General features: G+C 57.9%; 19 protein-coding genes. 13 read left to right on the top strand and 6 right to left on the bottom strand.

Going from position 1 to position 22,465, the window contains the following annotated elements; translation table 11 throughout:
• Positions 1-47 precede the first annotated feature (47 nt).
• Both hrcA and AC2FFE_RS16175 read left to right on the top strand, forming a co-directional pair.
• The gene (gene hrcA / locus AC2FFE_RS16180; protein WP_496847112.1) at positions 48-1,112 is read left to right on the top strand and encodes a heat-inducible transcriptional repressor HrcA; all 1,065 of its coding nucleotides are present in this window, start codon (positions 48-50) and stop codon (positions 1,110-1,112) included.
• 10 nt (positions 1,113-1,122) lie between these two features.
• Positions 1,123-1,686, top strand: coding sequence for a nucleotide exchange factor GrpE (locus AC2FFE_RS16175; RefSeq protein WP_496820434.1), 564 nt, complete (start codon positions 1,123-1,125; stop codon positions 1,684-1,686).
• A 58-nt stretch (positions 1,687-1,744) separates the two neighbouring features.
• Here the strand turns inward: AC2FFE_RS16175 and mutS are convergent, their stop codons facing one another.
• Complete coding sequence (mutS, locus tag AC2FFE_RS16170; RefSeq protein ID WP_496820504.1) at positions 1,745-4,360, bottom strand: DNA mismatch repair protein MutS; 2,616 nt, start codon at positions 4,358-4,360, stop codon at positions 1,745-1,747.
• Positions 4,361-4,521: 161 nt separating this feature from the next.
• On the opposite strand from mutS, the gene AC2FFE_RS16165 reads away from it, so the two are divergent.
• Both AC2FFE_RS16165 and AC2FFE_RS16160 read left to right on the top strand, forming a co-directional pair.
• Positions 4,522-6,777: an NADP-dependent malic enzyme gene (locus tag AC2FFE_RS16165; protein ID WP_496847138.1), complete on the top strand. Its 2,256-nt coding sequence runs from the start codon at positions 4,522-4,524 to the stop codon at positions 6,775-6,777.
• A 3-nt stretch (positions 6,778-6,780) separates the two neighbouring features.
• Complete coding sequence (locus tag AC2FFE_RS16160) at positions 6,781-7,653, top strand: ribokinase (protein ID WP_496847111.1); 873 nt, start codon at positions 6,781-6,783, stop codon at positions 7,651-7,653.
• Here AC2FFE_RS16160 and msrA read toward each other — a convergent pair.
• The 3 genes from msrA to AC2FFE_RS16145 form a co-directional block, all read right to left on the bottom strand.
• On the bottom strand, positions 7,650-8,321 hold the full coding sequence (gene msrA / locus AC2FFE_RS16155) for a peptide-methionine (S)-S-oxide reductase MsrA (protein WP_496847110.1): 672 nt from the start codon (positions 8,319-8,321) through the stop codon (positions 7,650-7,652). The two genes, AC2FFE_RS16160 and msrA, sit on opposite strands and share 4 nt — an antisense overlap.
• Before the next feature lie 95 nt (positions 8,322-8,416).
• Complete coding sequence (locus AC2FFE_RS16150) at positions 8,417-8,734, bottom strand: SCP2 sterol-binding domain-containing protein (protein ID WP_496820506.1); 318 nt, start codon at positions 8,732-8,734, stop codon at positions 8,417-8,419.
• A gap of 99 nt (positions 8,735-8,833) precedes the next feature.
• Positions 8,834-10,060: an argininosuccinate synthase gene (locus tag AC2FFE_RS16145; protein WP_496847109.1), complete on the bottom strand. Its 1,227-nt coding sequence runs from the start codon at positions 10,058-10,060 to the stop codon at positions 8,834-8,836.
• 214 nt (positions 10,061-10,274) lie between these two features.
• Here AC2FFE_RS16145 and ilvA point away from each other — a divergent pair, with 214 nt between their 5' ends.
• Positions 10,275-11,501, top strand: coding sequence for a threonine ammonia-lyase IlvA (gene ilvA, locus AC2FFE_RS16140; protein ID WP_496847108.1), 1,227 nt, complete (start codon positions 10,275-10,277; stop codon positions 11,499-11,501).
• On the opposite strand, the gene AC2FFE_RS16135 is transcribed toward ilvA, so the two are convergent.
• The gene (locus AC2FFE_RS16135; protein ID WP_496820441.1) at positions 11,498-11,827 is read right to left on the bottom strand and encodes an Hpt domain-containing protein; all 330 of its coding nucleotides are present in this window, start codon (positions 11,825-11,827) and stop codon (positions 11,498-11,500) included. The genes ilvA and AC2FFE_RS16135 overlap by 4 nt on opposite strands.
• 155 nt (positions 11,828-11,982) lie before the next feature.
• Here AC2FFE_RS16135 and AC2FFE_RS16130 point away from each other — a divergent pair, with 155 nt between their 5' ends.
• Positions 11,983-13,254 carry a PP2C family protein-serine/threonine phosphatase gene (locus AC2FFE_RS16130; RefSeq protein ID WP_496820442.1) on the top strand — a complete coding sequence of 424 codons (1,272 nt, stop codon included), beginning with the start codon at positions 11,983-11,985 and terminating at the stop codon, positions 13,252-13,254.
• On the opposite strand, the gene AC2FFE_RS16125 is transcribed toward AC2FFE_RS16130, so the two are convergent.
• On the bottom strand, positions 13,251-13,694 hold the full coding sequence (locus AC2FFE_RS16125; RefSeq protein ID WP_496847107.1) for an NUDIX hydrolase: 444 nt from the start codon (positions 13,692-13,694) through the stop codon (positions 13,251-13,253). The two genes, AC2FFE_RS16130 and AC2FFE_RS16125, sit on opposite strands and share 4 nt — an antisense overlap.
• Positions 13,695-13,770: 76 nt before the next feature.
• Here AC2FFE_RS16125 and hslO point away from each other — a divergent pair, with 76 nt between their 5' ends.
• The 7 genes from hslO to AC2FFE_RS16090 all read left to right on the top strand — a co-directional run bounded on the left by hslO (position 13,771) and on the right by AC2FFE_RS16090 (position 22,424).
• On the top strand, positions 13,771-14,757 hold the full coding sequence (gene hslO / locus AC2FFE_RS16120) for an Hsp33 family molecular chaperone HslO (RefSeq protein WP_496820444.1): 987 nt from the start codon (positions 13,771-13,773) through the stop codon (positions 14,755-14,757).
• Positions 14,732-15,346 (top strand): CoA pyrophosphatase, encoded by a 615-nt coding sequence (locus AC2FFE_RS16115; RefSeq protein ID WP_496820445.1) that lies wholly within the window; start codon positions 14,732-14,734, stop codon positions 15,344-15,346. Before hslO ends, AC2FFE_RS16115 begins: the two co-directional genes overlap by 26 nt.
• Positions 15,343-16,497, top strand: a complete 1,155-nt coding sequence (locus AC2FFE_RS16110) for a CCA tRNA nucleotidyltransferase (protein WP_496820446.1) — start codon at positions 15,343-15,345, stop codon at positions 16,495-16,497. The genes AC2FFE_RS16115 and AC2FFE_RS16110 overlap by 4 nt, the downstream gene beginning before the upstream one ends.
• Positions 16,498-16,688: 191 nt before the next feature.
• Complete coding sequence (locus AC2FFE_RS16105) at positions 16,689-18,527, top strand: ABC transporter ATP-binding protein (protein WP_496847106.1); 1,839 nt, start codon at positions 16,689-16,691, stop codon at positions 18,525-18,527.
• Positions 18,524-20,356 carry an ABC transporter ATP-binding protein gene (locus tag AC2FFE_RS16100; RefSeq protein ID WP_496847105.1) on the top strand — a complete coding sequence of 611 codons (1,833 nt, stop codon included), beginning with the start codon at positions 18,524-18,526 and terminating at the stop codon, positions 20,354-20,356. Before AC2FFE_RS16105 ends, AC2FFE_RS16100 begins: the two co-directional genes overlap by 4 nt.
• Positions 20,357-20,395: 39 nt before the next feature.
• Positions 20,396-21,625 carry a class I SAM-dependent RNA methyltransferase gene (locus tag AC2FFE_RS16095; protein ID WP_496820449.1) on the top strand — a complete coding sequence of 410 codons (1,230 nt, stop codon included), beginning with the start codon at positions 20,396-20,398 and terminating at the stop codon, positions 21,623-21,625.
• A gap of 13 nt (positions 21,626-21,638) precedes the next feature.
• Positions 21,639-22,424, top strand: a complete 786-nt coding sequence (locus AC2FFE_RS16090) for an ion transporter (protein WP_496820450.1) — start codon at positions 21,639-21,641, stop codon at positions 22,422-22,424.
• The last annotated feature ends 41 nt before the right edge of the window (positions 22,425-22,465 follow it).

Raw genomic sequence — 22,465 nt, 5'->3', positions numbered from 1 at the left:
CCTTTCTTGTGCCTGCTATTTAATGGCTGTCCAGCAAGGGTGCGCGGATGAGCGAAGCGAGCAAAATTCTGAGTGAGATGAACGACCGGTCGCGTGAGGTTTTCCGACTGATCGTCGAAAGCTATCTGGACAGCGGTGAGCCAGTCGGCAGCCGCACCCTTACACGCACCCTTTCGGAAAAAGTCAGCGCGGCGACCGTGCGAAATGTGATGCAGGACCTGGAGTTTCTGGGCCTGCTGGACAGTCCCCATGTCAGCGCGGGACGCATTCCAACGCAGCAAGGGTTGCGGATGTTTGTGGATGGGTTACTGGAAGTTGGTGATCTGGGCGCCGATGACCGTCAGAAACTGGATGAGACTTTAGGCTCTAACGCGGGCGATGTTGGCGGGATGCTCGACCGCGTAGGATCGGCTTTGTCACACGTGACACATGGAGCGTCGCTGGTCCTGACGCCCAAGCATGAATCCGAGATCAAGCATATCGAGTTTGTTTCACTCGCCCATGATCGTGCGTTGGTGGTTCTCGTCTTTGCCGATGGTCATGTGGAAAACCGGCTGTTCACGCCGCCGCCGGGGCAAACACCCAGCTCGATGCGTGAGGCGGCGAATTTTCTGAATGCGCTGATCGAAGGGCGAACGCTTAGCGAGGTGCGCCGCCAGATGCAGTCCCAGATTGTTGCCCGAAAGCAGGAGATCGATGTGCTGGCACGCGCGATGGTCGAAAGCGGAATGGCGGTCTGGGATGGCGACGGGACTGATTCCGCGCGTCTGATCGTGCGCGGGCGGGCGAATCTGTTAGGAGAACCCGGTCAGGAAGAGGAGTTAGAGCGCATTCGGTCGCTGTTTGACGATCTGGAACGCAAGCGCGACATTGCGGAATTCCTTGAATTGGCTGAAGAAGGCGAAGGTGTGCGCATTTTTATTGGCTCTGAGAACAAACTTTTCTCACTTTCGGGTTCCTCTTTGGTGGTGTCTCCATATATGAACGCTGATCGTAAGATAATCGGTGCGGTTGGGGTCATCGGGCCCACGCGTCTGAATTATGGACGGATCGTGCCGATCGTGGATTATACGGCGCAACTGGTCGGCAAGCTGATTTCCGACCGGAGCTAGAGGGTAAGAGATGGCAGAGCCCAAGAACGAAGATTTTCTGGATGACATCGCAACCGCCGAGGCGGAAGAGCTGGCCGAGGACCTGATGGACATCAGTGAAGAGGCGTTGGAGATTGACGCGCTGCGTGCCGAGCGGGACGATTACAAAGACAAGTTCATGCGTGCGCTGGCGGATGCCGAAAACGCGCGTAAGCGTGGCGACAAGGCGCGTCGGGATGCGGAACAGTATGGCGGATCAAAGCTGGCCCGCGATATGCTACCGGTATACGACAACATGAAACGTGCGCTTGAGGCGGCGACCGATGAGCAGAAAGAGGTTGCTGGCCCTCTGTTGGAAGGCGTCGAACTGACCATGCGGGCGTTGAAAGATGTTTTTCAGAAGCACGGGATCGAGGTGATCACGCCCGAAGTTGGCGACCGTTTCGATCCGAATGTGCATGAGGCGATGTTTGAGGCCTCGGTGCCGGGAACGCGTGCGGGTGATATTATTCAGGTGTCCGCCGAGGGGTTTATGCTGTACGACCGGTTGTTGCGCCCGGCGCAGGTTGGCGTGTCGTCGACACCTGCGAGCTGATTGGCCTCTGCGAGGCCAAGCCTCCGGCGGAGGTATTTTTGAACAGAAGAAGAGGCGGTCAGGGTTTGGCCGCTTCTTTCAGTTTATAGATCAGGTCAAGCGCTTCGCGTGGGGTGAGTTCGTCGGGCAGAATCTTGGTTAGCATGTCGGTGACTGGAGAAGTTTTGGTGGCCGGCGGTGGCGCGGGAGGCGCGGCTGAGAACAGGGGCAGGTCGTCGATCAGGGCTTTTTGCTTGCCGCCTTCTCGCTCGGTTTTTTCCAACTGATCGAGGACGACACGGGCGCGGTCGACAACTGAGGCTGGAAGGCCAGCCAGTTGCGCGACCTGTACACCATAGGACCGGTCGGCGGCGCCTTTATGGACCTCGTGCAGGAAGATGACCTCACCTTCCCATTCCTTCACGGCCACGGTGGCGTTGTCGACGCCTTTGAGTTTTCCGGCAAGCGCGGTGAGTTCGTGGTAATGGGTGGCAAACAGGGCGCGGCATTGGTTGGCCGCGTGCAGATGCTCCAACGTGGCCCAGGCGATGGACAGGCCGTCATAGGTGGCGGTGCCTCGGCCAATCTCATCCAGGATTACCAGCGCGCGGTCATCGGCCTGGTTTAGGATGGCGGCGGTTTCGACCATTTCCACCATGAAAGTTGAGCGGCCCCGTGCCAGATCGTCTGACGCGCCAACGCGGCTGAACAGCTGGCTGACCACGCCGATATGGGCCTGTTCGGCTGGAACATAGCTGCCCATTTGGCCGAGCAGCGCGATCAGGGCGTTCTGGCGCAGGAAGGTGGATTTACCGGCCATGTTGGGACCTGTGAGAAGCCAGATGGCGGCCCCGTCATCGGCGCTCAGGTCACAGTCATTGGCGATGAAGGCGTCGCCACTTTGCTGGCGCAGCGCGTGTTCAACGACCGGATGGCGACCACCTTGCACGTCGAAGGCGCGGGAGATGTCGACTTGCGGTCTGCACCAATTCTCACCGCGCGCCAGATCGGCCAGCGCAGCGGTCAAGTCCAGCTCAGCCAGCCCTCGGGCGGCTTGGTTGAGGCGAGCGGCGAGGGCCAAAATTTCATCAGAAAGCCTTTTATAGAGCCGCTTTTCGATCTCAAGCGCCAGATTTCCAGCATTCAGGATACGGGTTTCGATTTCCGAGAGTTCGACAGTGGTAAACCGCACCTGATTGGCGGTGGTTTGGCGATGGATGTATGTCTCGGAGAACGGCGGGCTCAGCATCTTCTCGGCATGGGTGGCCGTGGTTTCGATGAAATAGCCCAACACGTTGTTATGCTTGATCTTCAGCGAGGTGATACCGGTGTGTTCCGCGTATTTCTGCTGAAACCCGGCGATGACGGATCGGCCTTCGTCGCGCAGGGTACGCGCTTCGTCCAGTTCGGGGTCAAAGCTGGGGGCGATGAAACCTCCGTCGCGGGCCAGCAGGGGTGGTTCGGCGACTAAAGCCTCATCCAGCAAGTTCAGGAGGTCGTCAAAGCCAACGAGGTTTTGCAAGGCAGTTGCCAGCAGGACTGGAAGATCCTGCCCCTCGCAAATGCCCGCAATTGCGGCGGCTTGTGTCAGGCCGTTGCGGATGGCGGCTAAATCGCGGGGCCCGCCGCGCTCGAGGGATAAGCGGGACAAGGCGCGGTCCAGATCAGGGGTCTTGCGTAGGGCCTCGCGCAGGTCCGAAGCGATCAGGCTGTCTTCGGCGGCAAAGCTGACAGCGTCGAGACGGGCATGGATCACATCTAGGTTGCGCGACGGGCTTGAGAGGCGTTGTTCCAGCAACCGTGCCCCACCCGGCGTGACCGTGCGGTCGACCACCGACAACAACGATCCGGCGCGCCCGCCCGACAGCGATCGGGTCAGTTCCAGATTGCGGCGCGTGGCGGCGTCGATCTGCACCACGCGGTCCTCGGATTCCTTCATTGGAGTTTGCAGAAGGGGCAGTTTGCCTTTCTGCGTGATCTCAAGATAGTCGATCAGGGCACCCATGGCCGACACTTCGGCTCGTCCAAATGAACCGAAGGCATCCAGAGCGCCGACGTTGAACAGCGCGCAGATGCGTTTTTCAGCCGCGGTGCTGTCGAAACTGGCGCGCCCGATTGGGGTTAGTGAGATCCCCAGATCGCGGATGGGCTCCTGCAATGTCTGATCGGATCCATCGGCCACGATTAATTCGGACGGGGCCAGACGTGCCAGTTCGGGGCTAAGGCGTACCGAAGTCAAGGGCATCACGTGGAATGCGCCCGTGGATATATCGGCCCAGGCCAGCGCGGCCTCATCCCGGACCTCGGCATAGGTGGCCAGAAAGTTGTGGCGGCGGGCCTCCAGCAGGGCATCTTCGGTCAGTGTGCCTGGCGTCACCAAACGCACGACATCGCGCTTTACCACCGATTTAGAGCCTCTTTTCTTCGCCTCGGCCGGGCTTTCCATCTGTTCGCAGACGGCCACGCGGAACCCTTTGCGAATGAGGGTCAGTAAATAACCCTCGGCCGCATGAACTGGGACACCGCACATCGGAATGTCGTCGCCATTGTGTTTGCCGCGTTTGGTCAAGGCGATGTCCAACGCTTCGGCGGCGTTGACGGCATCCTCGAAGAACATCTCGTAGAAATCACCCATGCGATAGAACAGCAGCGCATCAGAATGGGCCTCTTTGATCTCAAGATACTGAGCCATCATTGGCGTGACTGTGGACAAAAGCGGCTCCCTTCTGGCGTGTTCCGGACGCGACCTTACAAACCCCGCATCTTCTATAAAAGCCGAAAACTCATTCCCGTTGAGGCGCGCGCCCGCCTGCGCTATGAGGCATGAGCCCCGAAGTCATGGAAACGACGTTCAAAATGCCCAAAGCGAAGATCACCAAAGAAGAGGCGCTGGCCTTTCACCTCGACCCGACCCCCGGCAAGTGGGAGGTGCAGGCCACCGTTCCCATGACAACGCAGCGCGATCTTTCGCTGGCGTATAGCCCCGGCGTCGCTGTTCCATGTGAAGCAATCGCTGAGGCGCCCGAGACAGCCTATGACTATACCAACAAGGGCAATCTGGTTGCTGTGATCTCGAACGGGACGGCGGTTCTGGGTCTTGGCAATCTTGGCGCGTTGGGGTCGAAACCGGTGATGGAGGGCAAGTCGGTCCTGTTCAAACGGTTCGCCGACGTGAACTCGATCGATATCGAGCTGGACACCGAAGACCCGGATGAGTTTTGCCGCGCGGTGCGCCTAATGGGGCCGACCTTTGGTGGCATCAATCTGGAAGACATCAAGGCGCCTGAGTGTTTCATCATCGAACAGCGCCTGAAGGAAGAGATGGATATTCCGGTCTTCCATGACGACCAGCACGGCACGGCGGTGATCTGTGCGGCGGGCCTGCTGAACGCGCTGCATATTTCGGGCAAGAAAATTGAGGACGTTAAGATTGTTCTTAACGGTGCGGGTGCTGCGGGGATCGCCTGTATCGAGCTGCTCAAATCGATGGGCGCACGGCATGAGAACTGTATCGTCTGTGACACCAAAGGTGTGATCTATCAGGGCCGGACCGAGGGGATGAACCAGTGGAAATCAGCCCACGCTATTACCACAGATCTGCGCACTTTGGAGGAAGCCATGAATGGCGCGGATGTGTTCCTTGGCGTGTCGGTCAAGGGGGCGGTGACACCGGACATGGTGGCCAGCATGGCCGACAATCCTGTGATTTTTGCCATGGCGAACCCGGATCCGGAAATCACACCGGAAGAAGCGCATGAGGTCCGCGTTGATGCCATCGTCGCTACTGGGCGCAGCGATTATCCCAATCAGGTCAACAACGTGTTGGGATTTCCCTACCTGTTCCGCGGTGCGCTGGACATTCATGCCCGTGCCATTAATGACGAGATGAAGATCGCCTGCGCCCACGCTCTGGCCCGTCTGGCGCGTGAGGATGTGCCGGATGAGGTTGCCATGGCCTATGGCAAATCACTGACCTTTGGCCGGGACTATATCATTCCGACGCCGTTTGACCCCCGCCTGATCCACCGCATCCCGCCCGCTGTCGCAAAGGCGGGTATGGATACCGGAGCGGCCCGCCGTCCGATCATCGACATGGACGCCTATGAGTTGAGCCTGAAATCCCGCATGGATCCGACCGCCAGCATTCTGCGCGGCCTGAATGCCCGTGCCCGTCAGGCGCAAAGCCGGATGATCTTTGCGGAGGGCGACGATCCCCGCGTCTTGCGCGCGGCGGTGATGTATCAGCGCTCAGGCTTTGGCAAGGCGCTGGTGGTTGGCCGCCAAGACGATGTGAAGGAAAAACTGGAAACGGCGGGACTGGGCGACGCCGTGCGCGAGCTTGAGGTCGTGAACGCAGCAAACACAGCTCATTTGGACGGCTACAAGGACTTCCTGTATCAGCGCCTTCAACGCAAAGGCTTTGATCACAAGGATATCCATCGTCTGGCCGCGCGGGACCGGCACGTGTTTTCATCGCTTATGCTGGCTCATGGACATGGTGACGGTTTGGTGACGGGCGCCACTCGAAAATCGGCACATGTGTTGGATCGGATCAACCACGTGTTTGACGCCGATGCGGTACATGGGGCCGCAGGTGTGACCGCCTTGTTGCACAAGGGGCGGATTGTTCTGATCGGTGATACGTTGGTTCATGAATGGCCAGACGAAAACGATCTGGCCAATATTGCCGAGCGTGCCGCAGCCGTGGCCCGCCATATGGGGCTAGAGCCTCGGGTGGCTTTTGTCAGTTTCTCGACATTTGGCTATCCGGTGTCAGAGCGGGCCGAAAAAATGCATGTAGCGCCCACAGTGCTTGATCAGCGCGGCGTGGATTTCGAATACGAAGGTGAAATGACCGTCGATGTCGCGTTGAATGTGGATCAGCAGCAAGCGTATCCGTTTCAGCGTCTCACTGGCCCGGCCAACATCCTGATTGTGCCTGCGCGCCATTCGGCCAGCATTTCAACCAAGTTGATGCAGGAAATGGGCGGGGCCACCGTGATCGGCCCGATCTTGTCCGGCATCGGCAAGCAAATTCAGATTTGTTCGACCGTTTCAACGGCCAATGATATCCTGAACATGGCCATTCTGGCCTCGTGTGAGATTGGGTAAGCCATGACAATCTGGAACCTAGGCTCGATCAATGCGGACATGGTCTATGCCTTGCCGCATCTGCCTGCGCCGGGGGAAACTCTGGCGGCCAATGGGCTCGAGAAGTTTCTGGGCGGTAAGGGTGCCAATATGTCGGTGGCCGCCGCGCGGGCGGGATCACGCGTCAGCCACATCGGAGCGGTTGGTGCGGATGGGCGCTGGGCACAGGAGCGGCTGACGGAATATGGCGTCGACACGCGGTTTATTGCTGAGGTCAGCAACCCCACGGGTCATGCCATCGTTGCGGTCGACGCGCAGGGTGAGAACCTGATCATTCTGTATCCGGGCGCCAATCACGCGCTTGAAGGTGGGCAGATCGGGCAGGCGCTTGCGTCTGCCAATACCGGCGATCTGCTTGTTTTTCAGAATGAAACCAACGCACAGGTCGAAGCCGCCCGCATGGCGCGCGAGCTTGGTTTGACCGTTTGCTATGCAGCAGCCCCGTTCGAGGCCGAGGCGGTACAGGCCGTGCTGCCCTATCTGGATTTCCTGATCCTGAATGAGGTTGAAGCTGAACAGCTGCAGCAGGAAACAGGCCTAAGTGCGGCTGAGCTGCCTGTGCGACATGTGATCGTGACGCTTGGGTCCAAAGGCGCGCGGTATTTGCAGCAAGGCTGCGATCCGGTCGACTTTGCTGCGCATAAGGTACAGGCCGTTGACACGACCGGTGCAGGCGACACGTTCACCGGCTATGTGCTGGCGGGGATGGATCGGGGTATGCCGATGGAGCAGGCTATTTTGCAAGCCAACCGCGCCGCTGCCCTGATGGTCACACGGCACGGAACGGCGGATGTTATCCCAGACTTGCGGGAAGTGCGCGACGCGCAGTTCGATTAAGACCCGGCAAATGGCGCATCTGCGCCCCAAAGCTGCTTGACCCGCGCATCCCGACCGCAGGCTTTGCGATAGGCTTTGTAGGCGTTCTTTTGGCGCTTGGGTCCAAAGCGGGTGAACACAACCTTGTCGCCCTTGTAGTAATCCTGATGATACGCCTCTGCCGGATAGAACGTGGTTTCCTGCAGGATAGGCGTCACAACGGTTTGGCCGAGTGCGGATTGAGCGTCGGCCTTTGCCTGCTCGGCTACGGCTTTTTCGCCTGTGTTAGAGACAAAAATGGCCGTACGATAACTATCACCCCGGTCACAGAACTGCCCGCCTGCGTCCGTCGGATCAACCGAACGAAAGAACATGTCCAACAAGGTGTCGCGAGAGACTTTGCTGGGATCAAAGGTGATCTGAACCGCTTCATAATGGCCGGTTCCACCCTTGGTTACGTCCTTGTAGCTGGGGTTGGCGGTGGTGCCGCCGGTATATCCGGATACCGCACCGATTACGCCGGGTACGGTTTCAAAATCGGATTCGACACACCAGAAACACCCGCCGGCAACTGTTAGGGTCTCGGTCTCTGCGGCTGAACCTGGTGCGGCGCGCAGCATCGCAGCCAGCAGGATCAATAAAAACAGCACTGAAGGTTTTATGTAGTCGAGATAAGCAGTCCGGGTCATCGCAAGTCTCCTTCCGAGACCAAGCTGCCCGCAGATGCCCCGCCTTGCAATGCGCTGACATCGATTGTCACGCGCTGGTGAGACGATTTTATCGCCTATCCCAGCAACTGACCCAACTTCATCGCGACGCCCATATTGCCCGAGATCTTCAGCTTTCCCATGGCGACGCCAGTCATCGGGTTCAGCTTACCGGTCAGCAATTTGGTCAGGTTGTCCTGTGAAATCCGGATCGTGCAATCGGTTTCCTGATCCTGCGTGGTTGCTTGACTATCGGCCAGTACGATAACGCCCGCCTCGCCGCAATCGAACTTGAGCGATCCATCAAAGCTTTTGCCGTTCAGCCCTTTTTGAATTCCGTCGGCGATGTCTTGCAGCATTGAGCGTCCCTTTTTGGTTGACGTATGCGTAAAGATATCCGTGCGAAACTGGCAAGCCTGACCCTACGGGAAGTAGTGTACAAAAAACCCGGCATCCAAAGGACTGCCGGGTTTTTAAATCGCTTTGGGGATTGCTTACTTCCTCAGCCGCTTGTCGCGCGCGGCCAGCAGTTTCAGGCGCAGCGCGTTTAGCTGGATGAAACCTGCCGCGTCTTTCTGGTCATATGCGCCGGCGTCTTCCTCAAAAGTTACATGCGCCTCGGAATAGAGCGAGTGATCTGACCAACGGCCCACCGTTGAGGCCAGACCTTTGTACAGCTTCACCCGCACGGTGCCGGTGACATGTTCCTGAGACTTGTCGATAGCCGCCTGCAACATTTCGCGTTCGGGTGAGTACCAGAAACCGTTATAGATCAGCTCTGCATATTGCGGCATCAGCTGGTCTTTCAGGTGCATCGCGCCACGGTCCATGGTGATGGACTCGATCCCGCGGTGTGCTTCCAGCAGGATGGTGCCGCCGGGGGTTTCATAGATGCCGCGCGATTTCATACCGACGAAACGGCCTTCGACCAGATCGAGACGTCCAATGCCGTGCTTGCCGCCATATTCATTCAGCTTGGTCAAGATGGTCGCCGGGCTCATCGCCTTGCCATTGATGCTGACCGCGTCGCCTTGTTCAAAGCCGATCTCGATGAATTCGGGCTCATTTGGCGCATCCTCGGGGTGGACGGTGCGCTGATAGACATAGTCGGGTGCCATATCGGCGGGGTCTTCCAGCACTTTGCCCTCGGATGAGGTGTGCAGCAGGTTTGCGTCGACAGAGAACGGAGCTTCGCCGCGTTTGTCTTTTGCAATCGGAATCTGGTTCTGTTCGGCAAATTCCAACAGCCTGGTGCGGCTGGTCAGGTCCCATTCACGCCAGGGCGCAATGACCTTGATGTCGGGGTTCAGCGCGTAAGCTGCCAGCTCGAACCGCACCTGATCGTTGCCCTTGCCGGTTGCGCCGTGAGCGACGGCGTCAGCACCAGTGGCCTCGGCAATCTCGACCAGACGTTTCGAAATCAGAGGCCGCGCGATCGAGGTGCCCAGCAAATACAGACCTTCGTATTGCGCATTGGCACGGAACATCGGGAAGACGAAGTCGCGGACAAATTCCTCGCGGATGTCCTCGATATAGATGTTTTCGGGCTTGATCCCCAGCAGCTCGGCCTTCTGGCGAGCGGGTTCCAGCTCCTCGCCCTGACCTAGATCGGCGGTGAAGGTCACAACCTCACAGCCATACTCGGTCTGCAGCCATTTCAGAATGATCGAGGTATCAAGGCCACCGGAATAGGCCAGAACAACTTTCTTGGGCGCGGACATCTGATTTCCCTTTATGCGTAGAACGACTGGCCCCTAGCGGGTTTTGAACGCGGGGGCAAGTTATGTGCGTTGACCGCGCGTTGGAATTGCAAAGACGCACCCAAAAACGGTGCCTGGACGGGGTAGGATACCTATTTTGAACATACGAGGTCGAACACGTCGTACACATATGTATTCCTTGCCCTTTTAGTCGGGATAGGCCACTGAAACGGGCATGACTGACTTTATGACCCGTGCCCGAACCGCCGAACAGGCGATGCGTACCGTGTTCCCGGCGACACCGTTGCAGCGAAACGCGCATTTGTCCGACCGGTATGGCGCAGACATTTGGCTTAAGCGCGAAGACCTCAGCCCGGTGCGATCCTACAAGATTCGCGGCGCGTTCAATGCGATGCGCAAACAGCAAGGGCAGGAGCTGTTCGTTTGCGCCAGCGCGGGCAATCACGCGCAGGGCGTGGCCTATATGTGCAAGCATCTGGGCGTGAAGGGCGTGATCTTCATGCCGGTGACGACGCCGCAGCAAAAAATCCAGAAAACCCGCATCTTCGGCGGTGACAACATCGAGATTCACCTGACCGGGGACTATTTCGATGACACTCTGGCCGCGGCACAGGCTTGGTGTGCCGCACAGGGCGGGCATTTCCTGTCGCCTTTCGACGATGAGGATGTGATCGAAGGTCAGGCGTCCTTGGCGGTCGAGATCGAAGAACAGTTGGGTCGGGTACCTGACCATGTGCTGCTGCCTGTGGGTGGCGGCGGCATGTCTGCGGGTGTGGCCACATGGTTTGGGGATCGCACCCACTGCCTGTTTGTCGAACCCAAGGGCGGCGCCTGTCTGCATGCGGCGATGGCGGCGGGGCATCCGGTGGCGTTGGATCAGATGGACAATTTCGTCGATGGCGCAGCAGTTGGAAAGATTGGGACCAAACCATTCGAACTGTTGAAATCACGGCATTTGTCGGATGTGCTGGTCCTGTCTGAAGATCGCATATGTACCACCATGATCGAGATGCTGAATGTCGAGGGTATTGTGTTGGAGCCCGCCGGGGCCCTGGCCATCGAAGCGATTGCAGATGTGCAAAGCTTTATCCGCGGTAAAACCGTGGTGTGCGTGACATCGGGCGGGAACTTCGATTTTGAACGCCTGCCCGAGGTCAAGGAACGCGCGCAGCGCTATTCCGGGGTCAAGAAATACTTCATTTTGCGTCTGCCGCAGCGCCCCGGCGCGTTGAAAGAGTTCCTGAACATCCTCGGCCCCGAGGATGACATTGCCCGGTTTGAATATATGAAGAAATCCGCGCGCAACTTCGGGTCAGTCCTGATCGGGATCGAAACCCGCAAGCCAGAGAATTTTGCACGCCTGTTCGCGCATCTGGATGAGGCCGGGTTTACCTATACTGATATCACCGAAGATGAGACGCTGGCACAGTTCGTGATTTAGGTCAGATTACTGGGCAATTCGGCCTGAAACACAGATTTGGATGCGTCATAAGCGTCTAGGATTTCTGCCAAATCAACCTCTGCCGCTTGTCCGGCAGCGGCGCGTCGCTCGCCATCCTGACAGAGTTTCGAGAACTGATCGAACCCCAGGCTCATGGCGCTGCCTTTCAGGAAATGCAGGTTCTGTTCCAACTCGAGTCGTTCGGTATCGGTATGCAATCGTGCGATCACTTCCTGCACTTCGTCCAAAAAGATTGCGATGACCTCATCAATCTCATCTGCGCCGACCTCGTCGCGCAATTGTCTGACTCGGGGCCAGTGGATCATCGTCATCCTCCTGCATCGGAATAGGGATGACCTTTGCTAACGCAGATCAGGTAAATGTGCGGTTAAGGCCAAAGACCATGGGGCCTTCACGGGATGTTAAACCCCAACCCGATAGGTTTGCGGCGTCCCTGAAGAAGGAAGCCTGGGGTTAAAGGGTGTCAGCACTAAGTCTTGAACAAACCGGTTCTGAACTGGATTTCGGTGCGATCCGAAAGGTGCTGGTCGTGGATGATAGCCGCCTGCAACGGCGCATTCTGGTGGCCTCGCTCAAGAAATGGGGATTCGAGGTGCTTGAGGCCGATAATGGCGAAAAGGCTCTTGAGTTTTGTGCCGAATTTGCACCCGATCTTGTGCTCAGCGATTGGGTCATGCCAGGCATGAGCGGGCTGGAGTTTTGCCGCGCATTTCGGGCGCTCGATTCCGAACATTACAGCTATTTCATTCTTCTAACCTCAAAAAGCGAAAAGCAGGAAGTCGCGCGTGGGCTGGATGCCGGGGCGGATGATTTTCTGATCAAGCCGCTAGAGGCGGATGAACTGCGGGCCCGTATCTCTGCCGGCGCGCGCATACTGGACATGCAGAGAGAGCTTTCTGACAAGAACCGTCTGATCGAATCTGCGTTGGACGAACTTAAACTGGCCCATGATGCGATCGACAAAGACCTGAAACAAGCCCGAAAGATACAGGAGTCATTGGTCCCGGAACTGACGCGAGAGTTTGGAAAATCTCGGGTTAGCCTGTTGTTGAAGCCCTGCGGTCATATTGGCGGCGATCTGGTGGGCATGTTCTCGCCTGGCCAGAACCGGCTGGGGTTCTACAGCATCGATGTCTCGGGCCATGGGATCACGTCGGCGATGATGACCGCGCGGCTTGGCGGGTATCTGTCCAGCCAGCATTTCGATCAGAATGTGGCGCTGGAAAAGCGGATGAACAAGTTCTACGCGCTGTTGCCGCCGCAGCAAGTGGCCGAAACGCTCAATTCACGTTTGATGGTGGACACCGGGATCGAAGAGTATTTCACGATGGTCTATGCCATTGTCGATCTGCGCAGTGGGCATATGAAAATGGTACAGGCCGGACATCCGCACCCGCTGTTGCTGAGGCAGGATGGCAGTACCGAGTATCTTGGCGATGGCGGCCTTCCTATCGGATTGATCCCAGACGCGAGTTTTCAGCAGGTTGAAACAACGCTGAACCCGGGTGACCGGCTATTATTGCATTCCGATGGTTTCACAGAATGTCACCTGGCAGGGGGCGGGCTGCTGGAGGAAGAGGGGCTGCGCGAAATGGCGTTGGATTGCGCCTCAGGCCAGGGCGGATCAGAGTTTCTGGATGATATGTTCTGGCGGCTGACTCAGCGCATGCCGCCTAATGAAGGCATGGGCGATGACGTTTCTGCAGTGTTCTTTGAGTATAACGGACTCTAGAGACTGTTCAGGTGCAGGGTTGCAAAGTGACGGTCGCCGTCGTTTCCCAACAGTTCAATCGCATCCGCGCTGTGCATCCAAAGTGCCTCGTGAAAAGCTTCGGTCGGCGGGCCCAATTGCAGGAAAGGGCGGGCGCGGTAAATCAGGCAGATCTTCTCGGCCCATAAATCGTATTCAGGCATATAGGTGAACCGGCGAAACGCACCGATGCGTTTCGGCGTGGCGATGCGCCATCCGGTTTCCTCATACACTTCGCGATGCAGCGTAGTGATGGGCGATTCGCCGGGATCAATGCCACCGCCCGGTAGTTGCAGATCGGGGCCCGGTTCGGTCTGGCAGGTCAAAAGCAGGTGTTTTTCACGCGGAAGTAACGCATACACACCAACCCTGCGCGTATAGGATCGCCCGGGTTCGGGGCTTTCACCAAACCGTCTGATCATGTATGGCCCCTTACAACCAAAACTCTGTGACCTATATGGTGCCGGTATGCCAACCTGTGGCGTGTAAGGAAACCCCATGTCTCTTGGAACAAAAATCGCGTGGGACGATACCGTCCTGCCCTTTCAACTTGATGTGTCGGACATGCGTGGCCGTGTGGCCCGCCTGGACGGGGTGCTGGATGGCATCCTGAAACAGCATGACTATCCCGAACAGGTCGAGGCGCTGGTGGCCGAGATGGCCTTGCTGACCGCATTGATCGGCCAGACCGTTTCGCTGCGCTGGAAGCTGTCGTTGCAGGTTCAATCCAAGGGCGCGGTGCGCATGATCGCGACCGATTACTATGCGCCCACTGTCGAAGGTGAACCGGCGCGTATCCGCGCCTATGCCAGCTTTGATCGGGATCGACTGACCGACAGCGCCCCCTTTGATCAGGTGGGCGACGGGTATTTTGCGATCATGCTCGATCAGGGCGAAGGTACGCAGCCTTATCAGGGTATTACTCCGTTGGACGGAGCGTCGATCAGCGCCTCGGCCGAGGCATATTTTGCCCAGTCCGAGCAGCTGCCGACCCGTTTTTCGCTCAGCTTCGGTAAATCGACCGAACCTGATGTGGGTGAGCATTGGCGCGCCGGTGGGATCATGTTGCAGCACATGCCCAAAGCGTCGCCCTTTGCAGCCTCGGGCGAGGGGACGGGTGAAATCCTCACCGCCAATGATCTGGTCGACGGCGAAGAAGGTGAAAACTGGGGTCGGGTCAACATCCTTCTGGACACGGTTGACGATCTGGAACTGATCGGCCCATCGATTGCGCCGACCGATCTGTTGATCCGCCTGTTTCATGAGGAAAACCCACGCGTTTATGACGCGCAGATGGTACAGTTTGGCTGCACCTGTTCGGAAGAACGCGTTCGTCAAAGCCTCTCGATCTACTCGGCTAGGGACATCGAAAAGATGACGACGCCCGAAGGCAAGGTTACTGCCGATTGTCAGTTCTGCGGGGCGCATTATGTGCTGGATCCTGCGACGGTTGGCTTTGATGCGGAAGACGCCAGCGGTGCATGATCCAACGGATCAGATCGCCGCGGCGTTGCGGCGTCCGGGCCATGGGTCCAGTGACTTTGATCTGAACCCCGAGACCGTGCTTCCCCCCGGGCGCAAATTGCGTCCGGCCGGGGTTCTGGTGCCGATCTTAGTTTCCGGGGATGTGCCACGTTTGATCCTGACAAAGCGGTCATCGGCTTTGAAGCACCATCCTGGCCAGATCGCCTTTCCCGGCGGTAAACAGGATGAAGGGGATGCAGATATCACCGCTGCGGCGCTGCGGGAAGCGCATGAGGAAATCGGCCTGCATCCAGAGTTACCCGAGGTGATCGGCTTTCTGCCCAGCCATGAAACCGTGACCTCATTCGACGTTACACCGGTTGTGGCCATCATCCACCAGGGTTTCGATCCGGTGCCCGAGCCCGGCGAAGTGGATGAGGTTTTCACAGTTCCGCTTGCACATCTGCTAAAGCCCGAGAATTATGTGATCGAGTCGCGCCGGTGGCGTGGCCAGCGGCGAAAGTATTTCGCTGTTCCTTACGGCCCTTATTATATCTGGGGCGCGACGGCTCGCATATTGCGCGGGCTTGCAGCACGGGTAAGTGAATGAAGAAAATCAGTGCGCCTTGGGTTTTGGACCCGGCGACTCAGGCGGTTTGTGCGGCCCTCACCAAAGGCGGGGCGCAGGCCTTGTTCGTGGGCGGATGCGTGCGCAACACCCTTTTGGGCGCGCCCGTCTCGGATATCGACATTGCTACGGATGCGCATCCCGAGCGGGTGATCGAATTGGCCCAAAAGGCTGGTCTTAAGGCGATTCCGACAGGGCTGGAACACGGCACGATCACCATCGTTTGCGATCACATCCCGCATGAAGTCACGACCTTTCGGCGGGATGTGGAAACCGATGGCCGCCGTGCGGTTGTGGCCTTTGCCGACACCGTCGAAGAAGATGCCGCGCGCCGCGATTTCACGATGAACGCGATCTACGCGCAACCCGAAGGCACGGTGCTGGACCCGCTATCCGGAATGCCCGACCTTGAGGCGCGGCGTGTGCGGTTTATCGGAACCGCTGAGAACCGCATACGCGAGGATTATCTGCGTTCGCTGCGCTATTTCCGGTTTCACGCTTGGTACGGCGACGCCGATGCCGGGTTTGATCCGGAAGCATTGGCTGCGATTGCGTCCAATCTGGATGGGCTGACGTCGCTGTCCCGCGAACGGGTTGGGGCTGAGTTGATAAAGTTGTTAGGGGCGCCAGACCCTGCGCCTTCGGTGGCGGCGATGCGCAGCGCGGGTGTTCTGTCGCATCTGTTGCCCGGCTCAGATGACCGTGCCTTGGCCCCGCTGATCGCCATAGAACAGGCCGCCGGAGCAGAGCCCGATCCGGTGCGCAGGCTGGCTGCAATCGCCACGCCCGAGGATGCTGCGACACTGCGCCTGAGTCGAGCGCAGCTGCAACGTCTGACCCGGATGCGGGAGGAGGCGCAAGCCTCGACCAGCGTTGCCGAGCTGGGCTATCGCTATGGGGACCAAGGGGGTTTGCATGAAACTTTGCTGCGCTGCGCCTTCTTTGAAAATCCCTGGTCCGAAAACCTGCGACACGCCCTGCATCAAGGTGCGGCGGCGCGTTTCCCGATCAGTGCCGCCGATCTGATCCCCGACTTCACTGGCCCCGCGCTGGGCAAGAAACTGGCCGAGCTTGAGGCGCGCTGGATCGCGTCTGACTTCACCCTGTCCCGCGAAGATTTGCTGGCCGGTTGAAACGAAGTCTCAAAAGGGGATGACAAACGATTTTGTTTGTGGTTACTTGCGGCAGACTCATGGATGGAGGAATGCGAATGTATTACGGGATCTGGTTCGACTAAAGCCAGGGCACTTTCCCCGTAAAGGGTGGTGTTCAGGCGCCATTCTTCTTCGCATGTCTGTATTTCTGCTCAATCGGAGCACTCTCCATGTTTCGCTATTTCGAAAACCTTGTTGACCCTTTTGTTGCCTATCGTGAGACCGATAAGCCGCCGACGCGGCTGTGGCCGTTCATGCTGGATTACTCACGCCCGTTTTTCCGGGTGTTCTTCTGGGCTGCGCTGATTTCCATCATCGTGGCCGCTGTCGAGATCGGGTTGATCTACTATATGGGTCGCGTCGTCGATCTGTTGGGTGGCACCCCGGCAGAGGTTTGGCAGAACCACGGGACCGAGCTGTTGTTAATGGCAGGTTTTATCCTGCTGCTGCGTCCGCTGCTGCATCTGGTCGATGTTCTGCTACTGAATAATACGATCCTGCCGAACTTTGGTACACTGATCCGCTGGCGGGCGCATAAACATGTGTTGCGCCAATCAGTTGGCTGGTTCGAGAATGACTTTGCAGGCAGGATCGCCAACCGGATTATGCAGACACCGCCTGCGGCAGGAGAGGTGGTATTTCAGGTCTTTGACGCGATCTCATTCTCGCTGGCCTATCTGATTGGTGCAGCGATCCTGCTATACGCAGCAGACCCTCGCCTTTTGATCCCTTTGCTGATCTGGTTTGCGTTTTATGCGCTTTTGGTGCGTTGGACAGTGCAGCGTGTTGGTCCGGCATCTCAGGCCGCATCCGATGCACGTTCCACCGTCACGGGTCGGGTTGTCGACAGCTATACCAATATCCACTCGGTCAAGATGTTTGCCCATGGTCGGCAAGAGTTGGACTATGCCCGTGAAGCGATTGAAGAAACGCGTCGGACCTTTCAGGTCGAGATGCGGATATTCACGATTATGGATGCGGTTCTGGTTACCTTGAACGGCTTTCTGATCGTTGGGATTGTTGGTTGGGCAATTGCGCTTTGGATGCAGGGTACCGCTTCGGTTGGCGTTGTTGCGGCTGCTACGGCGCTGACACTGCGTTTGAACGCAATGACCGGCTGGATCATGTGGGCGTTGACCAGCTTCTTCCGTCAGCTTGGCATCGTGGCCGAAGGGATGGAGACGATTGCTCAGCCAATCGATCTGCTGGATGCACCGGCTTCAAAGCCATTGCAGCTGAGTAAGGGTCAGATCGAAATCTGCGATCTGTCGCACCACTACGGTCGTGAAACGGGTGGTCTGGATCACATCAACCTGACCATTCAGCCGGGCGAAAAGATCGGCCTGATTGGGCGGTCTGGTGCCGGTAAATCGACCCTAGTTAAACTGCTTTTGCGGTTTTATGACGTCGAACGAGGAGCGATCCTGATCGATGATCAGAACATTGCCCAGGTCACGCAAGACAGCTTGCGCAGTCATATCGGCATGGTTCAGCAGGACAGCGCGCTGTTGCACCGGTCGGTGCGTGACAACATCCTCTATGGTCGCCCGGATGCGACTGAAGAACAGATGATTGCTGCCGCCAAACAGGCTGAGGCGCATGAATTCATCCTTGACCTGCAAGATCCGCGGGGGCGCACCGGTTATGACGCGCATGTGGGTGAACGGGGCGTGAAACTGTCCGGCGGTCAGCGGCAGCGGGTGACCCTTGCCAGGGTGATTTTGAAGGACGCGCCGATCTTGTTGTTGGATGAGGCGACATCTGCCCTAGATTCCGAGGTTGAAGCGTCCATTCAGGAAACCCTCTACGGCATGATGCAAGGTAAAACCGTGATCGCCATTGCCCACAGGCTCAGCACCATCGCGCAGATGGACCGTATTCTGGTTATGGATGCGGGCCGGATTGTCGAAGAAGGCGCGCATGCTGATCTTCTGGCGCAGGGTGGACTTTACGCCCAGTTCTGGGCGCGGCAATCTGGCGGCTTCATGAACCCGGAGGCCGCTGAATGAGGGTCGCTGACCTCATCAACCCGTTCAAAAACATCGAAACGCCTCCACCACAAACGTTGGGGGCGTTCATTCGCTGGGCGTTGTCCGGTGCTTGGCCCATGCTTTTTGTTGCGGCCTTCTTCTCGGCGGCAGCCGGTACGATGGAGGCGGGAACAGCCTGGATATTGGGCCGGGTTATCGATTTGTCCACGACCAGTGGGCCCGACGGGTTTCTGACCGGCAGTAATTTGTGGATGATCCTGGGTGGCATTGCATTCTTTATGGTGTTGCGGCCTGTATTTTTTGGGTTCTCGGCCTTCTCGAACAACTATGTCGTCATGCCGAATATCCCGCCGCTGGTTCTGGCCAAGCTGAACCGATGGACGCTGGGCCAGTCGGTCACGTATTTCGACGATGATTTTGCGGGACGGATCGCGCAGAAACAGGTTCAGACCGCGAACGCTCTGGCCTCAGTCGTCTCGGAAACGATCAGTGCAATTGTCTTTGCTTTGGCTTCTTTAGTGGGCTCATTGCTTTTGTTAGGGTCTATCCATCCTCTGGTGATGCTGCCCTTTGTTGCCTGGTTGGTGGTCTATTTCATGTTGGTGCGTTGGTATTTGCCGCGTATCCGCAAACGATCAGGTGCACGCGCCGGGGCGCGGGCCATGGTGTCGGGGCAGATTGTTGATACGATCACCAATGTCAAAACGGTCAAACTATTTGCCCATGCCCAGCACGAGGATCAGGCAGCGCGCAACTCGATGGTTGATCTGCGTGAACGTTCGTTGGAGTTCGGGCTTCTTTCGGCCAGCTTTCGCCTCATCCTGATGACTTTGGCCGGGGTGTTGCCCGTGATGCTGATTGGGGCGACGCTGTTGCTTTGGCAAAGTAGTGCCGCGACAACCGGCGATATTGTGGCGGCGGGAGCTGTTTCGGTTCGCATCTCGCAAATGACTGGTTGGGTCAGCTTCACGCTGATGGGGCTCTACGCCAATATTGGCGAGATCGAGAATGGGATGAAAACCCTGGCCAAGCGCGACCGGGTCGAGGATGTAGCGCAGGCCAAAGATCTGGTAGTGACCCATGGTGCGATCACTTTTGACGATGTCAGCTTTGCCTATGGTCGGGAAATCGGCGGCGTTTCCGATCTGGATTTGGCGATCAAACCGGGCGAAAAGCTTGGGATCGTAGGGGCATCCGGGGCGGGCAAATCCACCCTCGTTTCGCTGCTTCTCAGGCTCTACGATGGGGAAAATGGCGTTATTCGCATCGATGGTCAGGATATCTCGCAGGTGACGCAGGACAGTTTGCGCCGCCAGATCGGCATGGTCACGCAGGAAACGGCCATGTTTAATAGATCCGCACGTGAAAACATCTTGTATGGATGCCCAGATGCGTCCGAAGACGAGATGATCGAGGCCGCTGAAAAAGCCGAGGCGCATGAGTTCATCCTTAGTTTGCAAGATGCGCAGGGTCGCAAAGGCTATGACGCGCATCTGGGAGAGCGTGGGGTAAAGCTCAGCGGGGGTCAGCGACAGCGGATCGCGTTGGCCCGTGCCATTTTGAAAGACGCCCCGATCCTGGTGCTGGATGAGGCCACATCGGCCCTGGATTCTGAGGTCGAAGCCTCGATCCAAACTGCGCTGCATCGCGTCATGCAAGGAAAAACCGTTCTGGCCATTGCGCATCGCCTGTCTACGCTGAGCGAGATGGATCGGATCGTTGTGTTGGATCAGGGGCGCATTGTCGAAACCGGTACGCATGACGCACTGCTGGACCAGGGCGGTCTGTATGCGCGGTTCTGGCATCGCCAGTCGGGTGGTTTCATTCAGGCAGAAGCCGCCGAATAAGGGTTTTGTTGCGGCCGAACCCCCGTTATCAGGCCCGGTATGACGGAAACCTACTCCATAACCCGGCTTGGCCATCAGGGCGACGGCATCGCCGATGGCCCGGTCTATGCGCCCCGCACCCTTCCGGGTGAGGTCGTTTCGGGTACATTACTGGATCAGTTTCTATCTGATATCCGCGTCGAAACCCCATCTGATCAGCGTGTGAAGGCACCCTGCCGCCACTACAAAGCCTGCGGGGGGTGCCAGCTGCAGCACGCATCTGACGCGTTCGTCGCTGGTTGGAAGGTGGATGTTGTCCGAACTGCATTGTCCGCACAGGGGCTGCAGGCGCAAATGCGCCCGATCCATACCTCGCCCGAGCACTCGCGCCGTCGTGCAACGATTGCGGTGCGGCGCACGAAGAAAGGTACTTTGGCAGGGTTTCACGGGCGTGCATCCGACGTGATCACCGAGATCCCCGATTGCCATCTGCTGGACCCTGCATTGATCGCTGGTATCCCTGTGGCCGAGGCGCTTGCGATGCTGGGCGGCAGCCGCAAGGGCGTTCTGGCCGTGACACTGACCTTGTCCGATGGCGGGCTGGACGTTGCGGTAACGGGTGGCAAATCGCTGGATGGGCCGTTGGAACTGGTCCTTGCGCAAGCGACCGAAAAGCACGGGCTTGCCCGGCTCAGCTGGGATGGCGAGGTTATCGCCATGCGGCAGCCCCCGGTTCAGCGGTTTGGGCAGGCCGCGGTAATACCGCCTCCGGGCGCATTCCTGCAGGCGACGAAGGATGGTGAACAGGCTCTAACACGGGCTGTTTTGGAAGCAACGCAAGGTGCCAAGCGCGTTGTTGATCTGTTCGCGGGCAGCGGGACGTTTTCATTACCACTGGCTCAGACGGCGGAAGTTCACGCAGTTGAGGGCGAAGCCGCGATGACCCAAGCACTGGATCAGGGCTGGCGCAGGGCGATGGGGTTGAAACGCGTCACAACCGAGGCGCGTGATCTGTTTCGCCGCCCATTGATGCCCGATGAACTTAAGACTTTTGATGCGGTCGTGCTGGACCCGCCGCGCGCGGGGGCCGAGGCGCAAGTGGCTGAACTGGCTCAGGCGCTGCGCCCGGTAATCGCTTATGTGTCCTGCAATCCGGTGACCTTCGCGCGCGATGCAAAAATGCTTGTTAACGCAGGCTACACCCTTGAATGGGTACAGGTTGTTGACCAATTTCGGTGGTCGTCACATACGGAACTGGCCGCGCGGTTTGTTTTGAACCCCGCATCCTGAGGAGACAGCGAACATGGGCTTTCAACAGCGATTGCAGCACATCATCGAAACACCCCTGTTCGGGCGTTTCATCACTGGTGTGATCATGTTCAACGCCGTGCTGCTGGGCATGGAGACCTCTCCGACTTTGATGGAAATCGCGGGCCCTCTGATCGTAACGCTGGACAAGCTTTGCCTTGCCATTTTCGTTGCTGAGATTGCGATGAAGCTGGTGGCGACAGGCCGCAATTTCTTCAAAAGCGGCTGGAATCTGTTTGATTTCGTGATCGTGGGGATCGCCTTGGTGCCCAGTGCTGGCAGCTTGTCGGTTCTGCGGGCACTGCGGATCCTGCGGGTGTTGCGCGTCATTTCGGTTGCACCGCGGCTGCGACGGGTGGTCGAAGGCTTTATCTCGGCGCTGCCGGGTATGGCCAGTGTGTTCCTGCTGATGGCGATCCTGTTCTATATCGGCTCGGTAATCTCGACCAAGCTGTTCTCGGAAAGCTTCCCGAACTGGTTCGGTGATCTGGGTTTGTCGGCCTATACATTGTTCCAGATCATGACGCTGGAAAGCTGGTCCATGGGCATCGTCCGCCCGGTGATGGAAGTGTATCCCTACGCCTGGCTGTTCTTTGTCCCGTTCATCATGGTGACCACCTTTGCGGTGGTGAACCTGCTGGTTGGTCTGATCGTGAATTCGATGCAGGATGCCCATCATGCCGAGGACGAAGTTAGAACAGACGCCTACCGTGATGAGGTGCTGGAACGGTTAGAAGCCATCGAACGCCGCTTAATCGAACACTCAAACATCAAAAAGTGATTTCAGTTTTTTGATTTTTTGGCATAATAGCCAAAAAAAAC

It is taken from the genome of Ruegeria sp. YTSA168 (genome assembly GCF_059610045.1).
The sequence above is the reverse complement of the archived record's forward strand: the minus strand, read 5'-3'. Positions and strand labels throughout refer to the sequence as shown.